Raw genomic sequence first — 13605 nt, forward strand, 5'->3', positions numbered from 1 at the left:
CTTGCTCTGCCGCTTGTTCTGCTGTTTGTTCTGCTGTTTGTTCTGCTGCGGGCATGGGACGGGGCTCACTTCTGCATCTGCTGCTGGGCCTTGGTGAGCTTCGCCTTGACCGAGTCGGTGGTCACCGGACGGCCGGCCGCGGCGTCCGCGAAGAGCTCCTTGACGGCGGTGCCGACGGCCGTCTCGAACTGCGACTCCTCGGGGACCTGCGGCAGCGGGGCCGCGCTGGTGGAGAGGGTGTTGCGGAGCACCGTGAGGTCTGCGTTGGCGAAGGCCGGGTCGGTCTGGGCGGCCTTGACGGGCGGGATGGAGCCGTAGGTCTTGTTGAGGAGCTTCTGCTCCTCGTCGCCGGTCATGAACTTCACGAACTTCAGCGAGCCGTCGAGGTTGTCGGTGTTCTTGAAGACGGCCATGTTGATGCCGGCGACCATGGAGTTGGTGTTCTTGCCGGCGCCGGGGGCGCCGCCGGCCGGGACCGGGACGGGGGCCACGCCCCAGTCGCCCTCCTTCATCCCGTGGGACTTGAAGCTGCTGGCCGCGCTCTGCCACAGGACCATGGCCGTCTTGCCGCTCGCGAAGTCCGAGAGGGACTGGTTCTTGTCGTACTCGGCGTTGCCCGGGGCGATGATCTTGTCCTTGGCCATCAGGTCCACGTACTGCTTGACGGCGTCGACGTTCTCCGGGGTGTCGAAGGTGGGCTTGCCGCCCGCGTCGAAGAAGTTCGCGCCGTGCTGCTGGGAGAAGACGAAGGCCTGGTGGATGTTGTTGGAGAGGTTCGAACCTTCCGCGCCCAGCGCCCACTTGCCGTCCTTCGACAGCTTCTGGCCGATGGTGACCATCTCGTCCCAGGTGGCCGGGGGCTTCTCGATGCCCGCCTCCTGGAACATCTTCTTGTTGTAGTAGAGCGCGTACGACATCGAGTAGAGCGGGACGGCGGCCGGGTCCTTGCCCGCGGCGCCGGCCGAGCCTATGGCCGAGTCGACGAAGCGGCTCCTGCCGCCGATGGCGTCGAAGTTCTTGGCGTCCCAGGGCAGCAGGGCCCCGGTGGCCTGGAGCGAGGAGGACCAGGTGTTGCCGATGTTGAGGACGTCCGGGCCCTGACCGGAGGCGGTGGCGGCCAGGATCCGGTTCAGCAGGTCCGCCCAGGGGACCACCTCGAGCTTGACCTTGATGCCGGTCTGCTCCTCGAACTTCTTCAGCTCCGGGCCGAGGGTCGCCTGGTCCGCCGCGATGTCGGGGCCCTGGTTGGAGGCCCAGTAGGTGAGCTCCTTGGGGGCCGTGTTGGAACCGCTCCCATTGTCCGCGGTTCCGCCCCCGCAGGCGGTGGCGGCTGCGAGCATGGAGACGGTGACGGCGGTGACGGCGACGGCTCGGGTTCTGCGCATGGCGGCTCGGTCCCTTTCGGCAACGTGCTACAGACTTCGACGACAAGGCCGGTGGCGTGACGTGAAAACCGGGTGCGAACCGGGTCTCGGCCACTCCGTTTGTTCCAGGCCTTAATTTAGGACGTGAGTTAAGCCTCGTGAAAGGGTCGCGTCAAGGGGTCGCGCAAGGGTATGTTGCGATCGATGTCAGGGCGGAAGGAGCCACATGACCACGGGGCGCAGTGGACGTACGGTGCGGGACCTGCGAAGGGGCAACCGCAGCGCCGTGCTGCAGCGGTTGTACTTCGGCGGGCCGATGAGCCGGCAGGAGCTGGGCCCCGCGACCGGGCTCAGCTCGGGATCCGTCAGCAACGTAGTCGGCGAACTCGTCGCGGACGGCCTCCTGGAGGAAGCCGGCATCGTCGACTCCGACGGCGGGCGCCCGCGTACGCTGCTGCGCATCGCCCCCAACAGCGCGCACATGATCGGCATCGACGTCGGCGAAACCCGTGTCAGGGTCGAGCTGTTCGACCTCACCCTCACCGAACTGGCCCGCACCGAAATGCCGTTGGAACCGCGTGGCTGCTACGACGTCGGCCCGATCGTCGACCACGTGCGGACCGGGATCGCCACCGTGCTCGCGGAAGCCGGGGTGGGCACGCAGCGGCTCCTGGGCGTCGGGATCGGCGTCCCCGGCATCGTGGACCGCGACGCGCCCGGCGGAACCGTCGTGCACGGCCAGACCATCGGCTGGGACGCGGTCCCCCTCGAAGCACTGCTGCGCGAAACGGGAGCCGTACCGCCCGAGGTCCCGTACATCATCGACAACGGGGCCCGCACGCTCGGCCAGGCGGAGATGTGGTTCGGGGCCGGGCGCGGGGCGCGGGACGCGGTGGTCGTCCTCTTCGGCTCCGGCGTCGGCGCGAGCCTGATCACCGACGGCTCCCCGGACGGGGGCACCACCGAGGGCACCCCGCTGGAGTGGGGCCACCTGACGGTCCAGGTCCGGGGACGGCGCTGCCGGTGCGGGGCCCTGGGATGCCTGGAGGCGTACACGGGGGCCGAGTCCCTGCTGGCACGCTGGGCGGAGCGGGGCGGAGACCCGGGGGCCGGGTCGGGGCACGAGGAGGATGCCCTGGCCGCGCTGCTCGCGGCGGCCCGCGCGAACGACCCGGTGGCCCTGGAGGTCCTCGACGAAACCGCGGAGTACCTGGGAGCGGGCCTGTCGGACCTCATCAACCTCTTCCAGCCGGAGCGGATCCTGATCGGCGGCTGGGCGGGCCTGATGCTGGGCCCCCACATCCTCCCGGCGGTACGGGAACACGCGACCCGGTACTCCCTGCGCCACCCGGCCGCCCGGGTCACCATCGACATGGGCTCACTGGGCCCCGACGCGGTCACGGTGGGCGCGGCCACCCTCCCCCTGGCCGCCTTCTTCACCACGGGCGGCCGCCGCACCCCACCGGAATCCCCCGCGGAAGCCCCGGGCTGGCAGACGGCCCTGGAGGTCCGGGGGGAGGCGGCCAGGCGGGGGTAGCGGGGGTCGGGAACCCCCGTTGGAACGACCGACGCCATGCCTCAGGGATCCGGGCAGGACCTGAGGGCCGGTCGCCGTGGGCGGAGCCCGAGGGCAGGTCCGGGTCTGGGGCGGCCAGGGCAGGTCCGGGCAACCCCAAAACCCACCACGGGCGCAGCCCTGCATCGGGCGCAGCCCGGAAGCCGGGGACGGGCGCAGCCCTGCATCGGGCGCAGCCCGGAAGCCGGGGACGGGCGCAGCCCTGCATCGGGCGCAGCCCGGAAGCCGGGGACGGGCGCAGCCCTGCATCGGGTCCGGGCTTCGCCCGGGGAACGGTGGAAGGGCGGGGCGGGGAGAAGCCCCGCGCAGCGGCCCACCGGCACGCCCGGGCCTCCGGTCACCCGGAGTCGCGGATCACCAGCTCCGGCTCGAACAGCACCGCCACCGGCTCCGTGGCGGCCACGCCCGCGACCCGGTCCAGCAGCAGGCGGACCATCTCCGCCGCCATGTCCTCCACCGGCTGTCGGACCGTCGTCAGCCGGGGTCGGGCCGCCACCGCCGCGGCGGAGTCGTCGAAGCCGACCACCGCCACGTCCTCGGGAATCCGGCGGCCGTGCTCGCGCAGCACCAGGCAGGCACCCTGCGCCATCAGGTCGTTGGCCGCGAACACCCCGTCCAGGTCCGGCTGTTCGGCCAGCAGCACCCGCATCGCCTGCTCCCCGCCGTCCAGCGTGAAGTCCGCCTCGGCCACCCGCACGGCGGCGCCGCCACCACCCGGCAGCGCCTCGCGGAACCCAGCCACCCGCTCCCGGCTCGCCGGTACGTCCGCCGGGCCGCCGATCGCGACCAGCCGCCGACGGCCCCCCGCCAGCAGGTGCCGCGCGGCGAGCCCCCCGCCCTCGCGGTGCCTCAGGTCGACCCAGTCCAGCGGGACCGGGGTCGTGGGCCGCGCGAAGAGCACCGCGGGCAGGGCCGCCGCCGCGAGCATGCCGGGCAGCGGGTCGTGGCCGTCGGTGGTGACGAGCAGCGCGCCGTCCGCGCCGCCCTGCGCCAGGTACGCCAGCACCTGCGCCCGGTCCTGCTCCCCGTCGGCGAACATCAGCACCGGGTGCACCCCGCGCGGCCGCAGCGCCCGTACGACTCCGCTGACCACCCGCCCGAAGAACGGGTCCTGGAACACCCGGTCGGCGTCGGCTCCCGCACCCGACACCACCAGCGCGACCGCGCCCGAGCGCCGGGTCACCAGCGAGCGGGCCGCCCGGTTCGGTACGTACCCGGTCGCGGCGACGGCCTGCTGGACCGCATGCTGGATGACCGGGTCCACGTTGCGGACGCCGTTGACCACGCGCGACACCGTGGCCCGGGACACCCCGGCGGCGCGCGCCACGTCTTCCAGGGTCGGGGCCGTCCCGGCTCCGGCCCCGACCCCCGCGCTCGTTGCGTCCATGGCGGCACTGTAGCCGCCCGCGTTCAGACGTCGAGCCCGGCCCGCAGCGGGAGGTCGCCCGCGCTGCGACCGGCGAGGACGTCGAAGCGGCCCGGTTCGGTGACCCAGCCGCCGGAGCGGGGGCTCCAGTACTGGAGCGCGCGCACGGGGATCCGTACGTACGCCGTCACCCGCTCCCCCGACTCCGCCTCCACGGCCGCCCATCCGGCGAGCCAGCGCACGGGGCGTTCGACCGCCGAATCGGGGCGGGAGAGGTGGAGTTGGACGACTTGGCGGCCGCCGCGGGTGCCCGTGTTGCGAAGGGTCACGGGAACCTCGAACCCTCCGCCGGGGAGCGGTTCGGGCGCGCCGATCCGCTCGAACTCCCAGGTGGTGTAGCCGAGTCCGTGCCCGAACCAGTACGCGGGCTGCGCACCGGCGCGCAGCCAGCCGCGGTGGCCGATGTGCAGCCCTTCCTCGTACGGGAGTTGGCCGTCGATGGGCTGCGTGGTGCGTACGGGAGCCTCGGCGAGGGCGGCCGGCCAGGTGGTGGGGAGGCGTCCGCCGGGTTCGACACGGCCGAGGAGCACGTCGGCGACGGCGTGCCCGCCCTCCTGGCCGGGGAACCAGGTGAGCAGCACGGCTCCGGCGGCCTCACGCCAGGGCAGTTCGACGGGCCCGCCGGAGTTGACCACGACGACGGTACGAGGATTCGCGCGGGCGATCTCCACCACCAACTCGTCCTGGGTCGCGGGCAGTCGGAGCGACTCGCGGTCGAAGCCCTCGGACTCCCCGCCCTCGGTGGTGCCGACGACCACGACGACGGCATCGGCGAGCCGGGCGGCGGCCACGGCGGCCGCCCGGGCCCCGGCCGGATCGGGTACCGGCGGGGCGGCGGTGAGGACGGTGGCCCGGCCGGTGCCGGGGGCGAGCTCGCGGCGGGCGACGACGTGCACGGGGCGGCCCGCGGTGAGCGGGACCCGGACGGTGGCCTGGGGCGGGCGGACGTGGATGACGGCCGGATCGTCGGTCCCGGGCGGGAACTCGCCGGCGAGCAGGGTCGTTCCCTCCACAGTGAGCCGGAGTGCGCCGAAGCCGCCGAGCCCGAGGGTCCAGGGTCCGGTCGCGTCGGGGTGGAGTACGGCGGCGAGCTCGACAGTGTGGGCGCCGGGCGGCAGGGCGGGTTCCAGGACCCGCCCGGACGGCTGGTGCGCCGAGCAGAGCACTGCCCCGGCGGCGTCGAGCACGCGCAGCCGCACGCCCGGCTCGCCGCTCTCCGGATCACGGCCGTACCGCGCCCCCAGCGGAGCCGACCCGCCGCCGCCCTCAGGCGCGGGACCGGGCTCGTACACCACCCGGACCCTGGGCGGCAGCGCCTCCCGCAGCCCGTCGAGCGGACTGACCACGCGCTGCGGGAACACCTCGGAGCTGCCGCCGCCCTGGACGCGGGGCTCATCGGCGTGCATCCCGATCACGGCGACGCTGTGCAGCGCCTCGGGGTCCAGGGGCAGCACGCCGCGGTTCTCCAGGAGCACGAAACTCGCAGCGGCCGCGGCGCGCAGCTCTTGGCGGATGCGGATGCCGGCGAGGGCGGGGGCCGTTGCCTTGGCGGGCTCGGCGGGCTCGGCGGACCGAACAGACTCGGCGGGCTCGGCGGGCTCGGGAAGCCCATAGGCGGCCGACAGGTCTCCGAGAGCGCCCACGCGCCCGGCGAGGCGCAGCAGCCTGCGCACCTTCCGCTCCAACGCCTCGGCCGGCACCCGGCCCGCGCGCAGCGCCTCCAGCAGCGCCTCGCCCCACGGTCCGCCGGGGCCCGGCATCGCGAGGTCCTGCGCGGCGACGGCCGAGGCCACGGTGGAACGCACGCCTCCCCAGTCGGAGACGACCACCCCGTCGAAGCCCCACTCCCCCTCGAGCGGGTCGGCGAGCAGGGAACTTTCGCTCATGGTCGTGCCGTTGACCTTATTGTACGCCGACATGACGAGCCACACCCCGGCCTGGACGGCGGCCTCGAAGGGCGCGAGGTACAGCTCGCGCAGCACGCGCTCGTCGAGTCGCACGTCGAGGGTGAGCCGCCCCGTCTCGGAGTCGTTGGCGACGTAGTGCTTCGCGGTCGCGGCCACTCCCCGCGACTGGACACCGCGGATGAGGGCCGCCCCCGTACGCCCCGCGAGCAGCGGGTCTTCGGCGAAGCACTCGAAGTGACGTCCGGCGAGTGGACTGCGGTGCAGGTTGAGGGTGGGCGCGAGGAGGACGTGCACCCCCTTGCGGCGGGCCTCGTCCCCGAGCAGCTCGCCGAGGCGGCGGACTCGCTCCTCGTCCCAGAGCGCGCCCAGGGCGGTCGGCGAGGGCAGCAGGGCCGAGGTGAACCGCTCGTCCCAGCCGGGTCCCCGCACGCCGGCCGGCCCGTCGGAGAAGACGATCTCCCGCAGCCCGACGTCCGGTTCAGGCCGGGTCCGCCAGGTATCGGCCCCGGTGAGCAGCCGCACCTGCTGTACAGCATCCAGCTTGTCCGCCAGTCGTTCCACGTCACCGTCGTGCATGTCCACCTTGACACCAACCATTCGGGATCACTGGGAGAGCGCTCTCCCGCATGATCCCGGCGCGCCCGATCGACTGTCAACGCCTAAAGAAACAAGCGGAGATGGAACACCCATCCGACTGTCGGCACGCTTGTGTAATATCCAAACACGGATTTGAGTCATTACTCAGAGGGGTGTCTAGATGTGGGAGCTCGCGCGCTCGTGGGTCGACGGATGGACCGTCTCGCGGCAGACGCCGAGGCCGGTGGACGAGCCGTGGGGGCTGAGCATCCAGGTCGGGCTGACGGACCAGGCGGTCCGTCACGTCCTGCTCGACGCCGATGCCGAGACCGCCCGCGGCCTCGTCGGCGCGATCACCGAACCGGCCACCTGGATCAAGGCCTTTCTGGAACCGGACCTCATGGAGCCGTGGTTGTCGCCGGAGTGGGAGCCGACCGATTCCGGCTTCCTGATGGCCGTCGACCTGCGTCCGTCCGTGGCGCGCGCGCCTGACGGCTACACGGTCACCGCCGAGACCGACGGCGAGGTCATCAGCGTGCGCGTTCTGGCCGCCGACGGGGAGCTCGCCGCACGCGGCCAAATCGGCCTGACGGGCGCCGCCTGCGTCTTCGATCAGATCGTCACCGAAGAGGCTCACCAGCGCCTGGGGCTCGGGACGGTGGTGATGGGGGCACTCACCAACGCGGCCATCGAGACCGGTGCGGCTACGGGCACCCTGGGTGCGACCGTCCAAGGCCGAGCACTCTACGAAACGCTCGACTGGAAGGTCCTCGCACCCCTGACCGGCTTCATCTACAAGCCCGCCGACAAGCCCGTCGCTCCCTGAACCTCATCCCGGACCCCTCAACTGGCGCCGTGCGCCGGGGGGCGCAAGGCCAGGGGCGGGGGCGGGTCAGGCGTGCACCGGGTGCAGGGCCTGGAAGGCCAGGCGGGTGTCGGCGCCCTCGGCGATGCGGGCGAGCAGCGCGTCGAGTTCGAGGTACGCCTCCCAGCGCTCCGTGCCGGGCGCCGCCCGCACGAGGTGGTCGATGAGGAGGTCCTCCAAATCGGTGACCCGCTGGCCTTTCCAGACCTTGTCGGCGACGCTGACCAGCAGTTCGTCCACACTCACCCCGGCCGCCGACCAGGAGGCGTGCGTGGCTGCGAACCGGGCCTGCGCCGGGGTGAACCCGTGGGCGAGGAGGAGTTCCCGGCCTGCCGACTCGTGCGCGGACCCCGGTCCGCTCAGCTCGGCGGGATGCACCGTCTTGCCGATGTCGTGCGTCGCCGCACCGAACAGCACGGCCTCACGGTCGAAAGTCAGGCCGGGGTTGAACTCTTCGAGCCAGTCGGCCAGTTCGGCCGCCACGTCGTGCACGAGCCGCAGGTGTGCCGCGAGTCGGGGCGGCGCGGCCAGCTCGCGCAGCAGCTCGGACACGACGTCCGGGAGGAGGCGCAGCGGCGGCTCCGCGGGAGCGTCGAGGGCGCGGGAGAGCAGGTCGGTTGCGGGCATCCGGCCAGGATAGGCAGGCGGAAATCCGGGTGGGCGTGCCGGGCGCGGGGGCTCGCGCCCGGCACGTCCACCGGTCGGTCCGTGCTCACTCGTACTCCGTGCCGCCCTTGCGCGTCAGGTAGGCGGGGCTGACCGCCTTGGCGATGGTGCGGCCGCCGACCACCGGGCTGTAGCGCTCCACCGCCGGGCGGATGACCACGCCCTCGCGCAGGTGCAGGCTCCGGCCCGACACGGTCTCGCGCCCGCTCGCCCATTCCAGCACCGCATCGAGGCTGTACGGCCCCTCGAACAGCTTGGGCACCAGCGGCAGTTCACCGTCCGAGAAAACCTCCGCGGGGTCCAGCCAGCGCACCTGTCCGTCGATCTCGGCGCAGACGTCGAAGACCGCGTACGCGGGCGGGGTCTCCGCCGTGTGCAGGTCGGTTCCGTACGCCAGGTCCTGGACACCCCTGCCGTACACCTCGCCGAAGATCCCGACCCGGGTCGCCCCCAGCCGCTCGGCCAGCCCGGCGGCGGCCTCGGGGACTCCGTGGCCGCGTACGGCCCGCCAGTAGAGGTTGCGCTCGTCCTCCTTGAGCCCCAGGCTCTTGGACCCGAACCCCTTCGAGGAGACGAGGACCCGGCCGTCCTCGGCGAGGTACGTCAACAGGCAGGCGGTGCCGTGCAGTTTCTCGGTGAGCACGACCGGCTCACCGGGCTCGAAGATGTCCGGGTAGCGCTGGAGGTTCTCGATGTCCACCCACGGCAGCAGTTCGGGGGTGGCCTCGACGTCTCCGTTCATCGTCGTCGGGATGGGCGGGGCCCATTTGGTGATGCCGAGCAACTCCGCGAAGTCCGTGCCCTCTTTGGCCGCCTGAACGAGATCCAGGTCCGCCAGCGCGCCCGGACGGCACACCAGGCCCTGCGACAGCTCTCCGCGCAGCCGGACGGCCTTGACCCGGTTCGCGTCGCCGCCTGCGAGGCGGCCGGTCAGACCGAGCTCGTCGATCAACGCGGCGGGAAGTACGGCCTGTTCGGGTATGTAGAGCGCGTAGTCGCCGGTCCGGTAGGCGTCCTTGGCCACGACGGCCCGGTAGAGGCCCACCTGGGCGAGCTCCAACGCGTCGGCGTTCGGGTGCGGATGGACGGCGAGCTCTTCTACGGTGACCCGCAGGGTCGACATGGCGGTGCTCCTCGGAAATCTCGGCTTCGTGATTGCTTGGTGAGGCGTCGGGTATCGGAAGCCACTCTGCGGCCCACGATTTCCGCTGGTCCACCGCTTATCGTGATGCTAGTGCTGTGGCCGGAAAGGTTTGCCGGGTCGCGGCGTCCGGTGCGGTGCATCGCAAGGCGGAGGACCCCGGCTCGTACTGGACGTACCGCCGCGGTCCGACAACGCGGCGAGGTGCCGTGCCGGGCGTCGCGACACGGTGAACCTTTCCGGTCACAGCTTGCCCGTAAAGGAGCCGGGGCCGTTCCGTGCCGACCGTGACACGGGGCCGGCGGCAGGGGGCCGACACGGCGCGGCCGAACAACCGGCCCTCCCCCTCCCCCCGAGGGGCTCGTTCGGCGGCAGGCGGCGGCCGGTGCATCACCCCGGGCGTGCGGCCCGGCAGGGCGGGCGGGTACGGCCCCCGGCCACGCCGACGGGCTCGCCAGCAGCGATCATGGACGCGGGCACGGCATTCGTACTGCGTTACACAGGAGGCTCACATGTCACGTCGTCCGGTCACGATCGTCACCGGAGGCAGCCGCGGCATCGGCGCCGCCACCTGCGTCCGGCTCGCCTCCGACGGGCACGACCTCGTGCTCGGCTACCTCCATGACGACGACGCCGCCAAAGCCACCGCCGAGCGGGTACGGGCGGCCGGCGCCCGCTGTGTGACCGTGCGCGGCGACAGCTCCGAGGAGTCCGGCGTCGACCGGCTCTTCGACATCGCCGGGGCCGAGTTCGGCGCGGTGACCGGCCTGGTCAACAATGCCGGGGTGACCGGCACCCCGGGTCGTCTCGCCGACATCCGGACCGAGGATCTGCGCCGCGTGCTGGACGTGAACCTCTTCGGATACCTGCTCTGCTGCCGCCGGGCCGCCCGGGACATGGCCGCGTCAGGCGGCGGGGCGATCGTCAACGTCTCCTCCGCGGCCGCCACCCTCGGCAGCCCCGGACGCTACGTCCACTACGCCGCGACCAAGGCCGCCACCGACACCCTGACCCTCGGGCTGGCCAAGGAGCTCGGGCCGGACGGGATCCGCGTCAACGCCGTGGCGCCCGGCATCATCGACACCGACATGCACGCCGCCATGGGCGACCCCGACCGCCCCGCGCTCGCGGCCGCCGAGATCCCGCTCGGGCGGGCCGGGCAGCCCGCGGAGGTCGCCGCGGCCATCGCCTGGCTGCTGTCCCCGGACTCCGCCTACACGACCGGGACCGTCCTCCGCGTCGCCGGCGGGCGCTGAGCCCGGCCCGACCACGAGGGCCGCCCGGGCCGCCGCCCCTTCCGGATCCTGCCGGGTCGCGGCGCCGGCGAGTGTCCGCCCAGTTGCTCGCGCTAGTTGCTCGCGAAGGCCGCCCGTGTGTTCGGACCGTAGACGCCCTGCGGGTCGCCCTTGATGCTCCGATTCTGCTGGAGCTGGGTGACGCCGCGCCGGGTCTGTTCGTCGTAGACCCCGGTGACGGAGACGTACGTGAACCCCTGCGCGTACAGCCGCCCCTGGAGGGTGCGCACCTCGGGTCCGCTGTCCCCAGGGCGCAGCGTCCCGGCTCCGGCGGGCGGCGGCGAGGCACCGGTCGACCCCGACTGCTCGGGCTCCCGGCTCGCGCCCGCCCCCGGACCGGGGGCGGGCGGGGCCGTCGCGGACCGCGACGGGTTCCCGGTTCCGGTCGGGCCTCCGGGCTCGCCCGTAGGCGCGGGTTCCTCGCCCGCCCCCGGACTCCGCGCCGGGAGCACGGGAACCGACAGGTCGGGCCGCGTGACGGCCCGCGGCGGCTCCTCCTCCGTGCCACCCAGCAGGAGCGTCAGAGCGCCCGCCACGGCGAGTGCGAGCAGGGCGAGGACCGAGACTGCGAGCTGGCTGCCGCCCTGTTTCCGCCGGTCGGCCACGGACACCACCCGTGCGGTGGCCGACTGTGGCGGCGTCGGCATGGGCTCGACAGCGCGGGTCGGGTCCGTAGCGGGCCCGGGCCCCGGCCCGGGAGCGAACAGCGGCTCCGGCACCTCGGAGGGCATCGCGTAAGGCGCCGCGGCAGGCATCGCGAACCACGGCGCCGCCTCGGGTGCCGGACCGGCCGGCGCACCGGGCACCGGAGCCGACACCGGACCCGCGCCCTGACCTGTCACCGGCCCGGTCCGAGGCCAGGCGGCGGTAGGGACAGGGGCGGCCGAAGCAGGGGCTGGTGCAGAGGTCGGCGCCGGGGCGGACGGCCCGTTCGGCAGGGTCGCGGGGGCCACGTAAGGGCGTACGAGCTGGCGGTCGGCGGGGACGGGGCCGCTCTCATCGGGGTCTGGGGACACGTTGTCTCCCGGCGGGTGCGGGGGCCGGCGCGGCGGTGCGGTGCCGGCCCCCTGCCCGGCCGGTCAGGCCCTGCGCCGCCGGGCGATCAGGACCATACCGGTTCCGGCGGCCGGGGCCACGGCCCCGCCGATCGACGGCGGCACGGCGCCGATGGCCGTCACGGCGGGGGAACCGCCGATCGCGGGCGAGGCGAGCGGAGAGCGGACGGATATTGACATGCAGGACATCTCCGAAGTGCGGCTCGTGCGGTGGCGCTTGCCGCCCGGCGGCGCGGACGGCGACGTGGACGGCGGCGCGATCAGCTATCCGGGCGGTGGTGCTCGACCGGCGCACTCTTTCCCCCTGGGATGCCCCAGGTCAAGCCGGATGTCCGATGCGTCCCATCCATCCGATGTGTGCGCGAACTCTTCGCCGAAACCCTCCCATCGGGGTCGAGTCCTCCGCCGGGCCGATCCGCCGACTGTCCGCATAGCGGACGGTCACATCCCGGCCAACGGTCTACCGATGCTCGGCAGCGGAACCCTCCCGGGCGGCGGCGGGCAGCACCGGCTCGGGGGCCGCCGCGACATTGGCCCGCGCCCTTCGCGACGCGGAGGTGACCCAGACCGTGACGGCCGCCAGACCCATCAGGGCGGCTCCGGTCAACGGGGCGGCGGGCACCGAGATCCCGTCGACCACGAGGCCGCCGGAGAACGCGCCCGCCGCGATGGCCAGGTTGAACATCGCGACCATCAGCGAGGAGGAGACCTCCGCCTCGTCCGGGGCCGCCTTGATCATCCAGCTCTGGAGGCTCACCCCGACCCCGCCGAACGCGAGCCCCCACGCCAGCAGCAGCACCGTCCCCGCGACCGCCCCCGACAGCGTGGCGATCAAGGCGAGGATCACGGCGAGCGAGGCGCCGACCGCCAGCAGCGTACGGTGCGCATCGCGCCCGCCCGCCAGGAAGTTGCCCGCCACGCCCGCGGCTCCGTAACCCAGCAGGAGGGTGCTCACGAAGCCCGCACCGACGCCCGAGACGTCCTGGAGGATCGGCCGTACGAACGTGTACGCGGCGAACTGCCCGGTCACCATCAGGAAGGTGACGGCCACCCCGGCCCGGACCCCGCGGTTGCGCCGGAGGAGGGCGGGGAGCTGGGCGAAGGTGATGCGGCCGGTCGGCGGCAGTGGCGGCAGCAGCAGGAGCAGGGCCGCCAGGGTGAGCAGTCCGAGTCCGCCGACGGCGGCGAAGGCCGTGCGCCAGCCCCCGAGTTCGCCGAGCAGCGTCCCGGCGGGGACGCCGAGCACCGAAGCCGTGGGCACTCCCCCGAAGACGAGCGCGGTGGCCCGGCCGACGTGCCGCTCGGGTACGAGGCGCACCGCGAGCCCGCCCGCTATGGCCCAGAAGCCCCCGACGCCGACCCCGACGAGCAGCCGGGCCGCAAGGACCACCCCGAACCCCGGGGCGAGGGCGACGACGAGGTTGGCGACGGCCATCAGGGCGATCAGCCCGACCAGGACGAAGCGCCGGTCGAGCCGGCCGGAACCGACGGTGACGAGCGGCGCGCAGAACGCGGCGACGATCCCCGGCACGGTGACCATCAGCCCGGCGGTGCCGTCGGACACCCCGAGCTCGGCGCCGACCGAGGTGAGGAGCCCGACGGGCAGCAGCTCGGAGGTGATGAGGCAGAAGATCCCGAGCGCCACGGCGCCCACGGCGCCCCATCCCTTCCATCCCGCGACCGCCCGAGCGGGATCCGGGGCGGGGGTCGGCTTTGAGGTCGGCCCCGGGGGCG

Annotated in this window: 11 protein-coding genes; 3 read left to right on the forward strand and 8 right to left on the reverse strand. The window is 73.4% G+C overall.

The window, feature by feature from the left end; translation table 11 throughout:
• Positions 1-65: 65 nt before the first annotated feature.
• Positions 66-1385 carry an ABC transporter substrate-binding protein gene (locus OHU74_RS03190; RefSeq protein WP_371614462.1) on the reverse strand — a complete coding sequence of 440 codons (1320 nt, stop codon included), beginning with the start codon at positions 1383-1385 and terminating at the stop codon, positions 66-68.
• A 205-nt stretch (positions 1386-1590) separates the two neighbouring features.
• Between OHU74_RS03190 and OHU74_RS03195 the strand changes: the two genes are divergently transcribed.
• Entirely contained in the window at positions 1591-2901 is a 1311-nt protein-coding gene (locus OHU74_RS03195) for an ROK family protein (protein ID WP_371614463.1), read from the forward strand.
• Between the two features lie 376 nt (positions 2902-3277).
• On the opposite strand, the gene OHU74_RS03200 is transcribed toward OHU74_RS03195, so the two are convergent.
• Both OHU74_RS03200 and OHU74_RS03205 read right to left on the reverse strand, forming a co-directional pair.
• Positions 3278-4327, reverse strand: coding sequence for a LacI family DNA-binding transcriptional regulator (locus OHU74_RS03200; RefSeq protein ID WP_371614464.1), 1050 nt, complete (start codon positions 4325-4327; stop codon positions 3278-3280).
• 23 nt (positions 4328-4350) lie between these two features.
• A complete protein-coding gene (locus OHU74_RS03205; RefSeq protein WP_371614465.1) occupies positions 4351-6849 on the reverse strand; it encodes a glycoside hydrolase family 3 C-terminal domain-containing protein in 2499 nt (832 codons plus the stop codon).
• A 181-nt stretch (positions 6850-7030) separates the two neighbouring features.
• Here OHU74_RS03205 and OHU74_RS03210 point away from each other — a divergent pair, with 181 nt between their 5' ends.
• Entirely contained in the window at positions 7031-7675 is a 645-nt protein-coding gene (locus OHU74_RS03210; protein ID WP_371614466.1) for a GNAT family N-acetyltransferase, read from the forward strand.
• Between the two features lie 66 nt (positions 7676-7741).
• Here the strand turns inward: OHU74_RS03210 and OHU74_RS03215 are convergent, their stop codons facing one another.
• Complete coding sequence (locus OHU74_RS03215; RefSeq protein WP_371614467.1) at positions 7742-8341, reverse strand: HD domain-containing protein; 600 nt, start codon at positions 8339-8341, stop codon at positions 7742-7744.
• Between the two features lie 85 nt (positions 8342-8426).
• On the reverse strand, positions 8427-9503 hold the full coding sequence (locus OHU74_RS03220; protein ID WP_371614468.1) for an RNA ligase (ATP): 1077 nt from the start codon (positions 9501-9503) through the stop codon (positions 8427-8429).
• Positions 9504-10033: 530 nt separating this feature from the next.
• Between OHU74_RS03220 and OHU74_RS03225 the strand changes: the two genes are divergently transcribed.
• On the forward strand, positions 10034-10777 hold the full coding sequence (locus tag OHU74_RS03225; protein ID WP_371614469.1) for an SDR family NAD(P)-dependent oxidoreductase: 744 nt from the start codon (positions 10034-10036) through the stop codon (positions 10775-10777).
• 92 nt (positions 10778-10869) lie between these two features.
• On the opposite strand, the gene OHU74_RS03230 is transcribed toward OHU74_RS03225, so the two are convergent.
• The 3 genes from OHU74_RS03230 to OHU74_RS03240 form a co-directional block, all read right to left on the reverse strand.
• On the reverse strand, positions 10870-11463 hold the full coding sequence (locus OHU74_RS03230; protein ID WP_371614470.1) for a peptidoglycan-binding protein: 594 nt from the start codon (positions 11461-11463) through the stop codon (positions 10870-10872).
• Positions 11464-11895: 432 nt separating this feature from the next.
• Positions 11896-12051, reverse strand: coding sequence for a hypothetical protein (locus tag OHU74_RS03235; RefSeq protein WP_371614471.1), 156 nt, complete (start codon positions 12049-12051; stop codon positions 11896-11898).
• Positions 12052-12331: 280 nt separating this feature from the next.
• Positions 12332-13525 carry an MFS transporter gene (locus OHU74_RS03240; protein ID WP_371614472.1) on the reverse strand — a complete coding sequence of 398 codons (1194 nt, stop codon included), beginning with the start codon at positions 13523-13525 and terminating at the stop codon, positions 12332-12334.
• Positions 13526-13605 lie beyond the last annotated feature (80 nt).

Origin of the sequence: Streptomyces sp. NBC_00454 (genome assembly GCF_041434015.1) — a bacterium.
GTDB lineage: Bacteria > Actinomycetota > Actinomycetes > Streptomycetales > Streptomycetaceae > Streptomyces.